Source organism: Streptomyces sp. TRM68416 (assembly GCF_014596915.1).
Lineage (GTDB): Bacteria > Actinomycetota > Actinomycetes > Streptomycetales > Streptomycetaceae > Streptomyces.
The window spans coordinates 1-1,565 of record NZ_JACVWU010000065.1 but is presented as its reverse complement, the minus strand read 5'-3'; the positions used below and the strand labels follow the sequence as shown (position 1 = coordinate 1,565).

At 69.9% G+C, this 1,565-nt stretch carries 1 protein-coding gene and 1 pseudogene; both read right to left on the bottom strand.

Going from position 1 to position 1,565, the window contains the following annotated elements:
* The coding region (locus ICC28_RS39900; protein WP_188293774.1) for an L-serine ammonia-lyase at positions 1–1,309 on the bottom strand (1,309 nt) is incomplete at its 3' end.
* Positions 1,310–1,367: 58 nt separating this feature from the next.
* Positions 1,368–1,565 (bottom strand): annotated as a pseudogene (locus ICC28_RS39895) (serine hydroxymethyltransferase); the annotation flags it as partial.

Here is a 1,565-nt window from a genome sequence, read left to right as displayed (position 1 = left end):
TCATGTCGGCGCCGGTGTCCTTCATGGTCTTGATGACCTTGTCGAGGGAGACCTTGTGGGAGCCGTCGCCGCGCATGGCCATTTTGGCGGCGGTGACGGCTTTGACGGCGGCCATGCCGTTGCGTTCGATGCAGGGGATCTGGACGAGGCCGCCGACGGGGTCGCAGGTGAGGCCGAGGTTGTGTTCCATGCCGATCTCGGCGGCGTTCTCGACCTGTTCGGGGGAGCCGCCGAGGACTTCGGCCAGGGCGCCGGCGGCCATGGAGCAGGCGGAGCCGACCTCGCCCTGGCAGCCGACCTCGGCGCCGGAGATGGAGGCGTTCTCCTTGAAGAGCATGCCGATGGCGCCGGCGGCGAGGAGGAAGCGGATGACGCCGTCCTCGTCGGCGCCGGGCACGAAGTTGATGTAGTAGTGCAGGACGGCGGGGATGATGCCGGCCGCGCCGTTGGTGGGGGCGGTGACGACCCGGCCGCCGGCGGCGTTCTCCTCGTTGACGGCCATCGCGTAGAGGGTGATCCACTCCATGGCGAGGGCCTGCGGGTCGCCTTCGGAGCGCAGTTTGCGGGCGGTGGTGGCGGCGCGGCGCTTGACTCTCAGGCCGCCGGGGAGGATGCCCTCGCGGGACATGCCGCGCGAGACGCAGGCCTGCATGACCCGCCAGATGTCGAGGAGGCCGTCGCGGATCTCTTCCTCGGTGCGCCAGGCGCGTTCGTTCTCCAGCATCAGCGCGGAGATGGACAGGCCGGTCTCGCGGGTCAGGCGCAGCAGTTCGTCGCCGGTGCGGAAGGGGTATTTCAGGACCGTGTCGTCGAGTTTGATGCGGTCGGCGCCGACGGCGTCCTCGTCGACGACGAAGCCGCCGCCCACCGAGTAGTACGTCTTCGCCAGCAGTTCCGTGCCCTGGGTGTCGTGTGCCCGGATGGTCATGCCGTTGGCGTGGTAGGGGAGGGTCTTGCGGCGGTGGAGGATCAGGTCGTCGTCGAAGGAGAACGGGATCTCGTGCTCGCCCAGCAGGGACAGGCGGCGCTCGGACTTGATCGACTCGACCCGGTCGTCGGCGGTCTCGACGTTCACCGTCCGGGGCGAGTCGCCCTCCAGGCCCAGCAGCACCGCCTTCGGCGTGCCGTGGCCGTGTCCCGTCGCGCCCAGCGAGCCGAACAGCTCGCAGCGGACCGAGGCGACGGACTCCAGCAGCGCCTCGTTGCGCAGGCGCCGCGCGAACATCCCGGCGGCGCGCATCGGGCCGACCGTGTGGGAGCTCGACGGGCCGATGCCGATCGAGAACAGGTCGAAGACGGAGATGGCCACGGGAACTCCTCAAAAAGGGTGGGGGCACACATCGTCGGGTGCCCCCACCGGGGAACTACTACTTGCTCAGACCGGGGTACAGGGGGTGCTTGTCGGCGAGTGCCCTGACCCGGGCCTTGAGTGCCTCCGCGTCGTAGGAGGGCTTCAGGGCCTGGGCGATGACGTCGGCGACCTCGGTGAAGTCCTCGGCGGTGAAGCCGCGGGTGGCCAGCGCCGGGGTGCCGATGCGCAGGCCGGAGGTGACCATCGGCGGGCG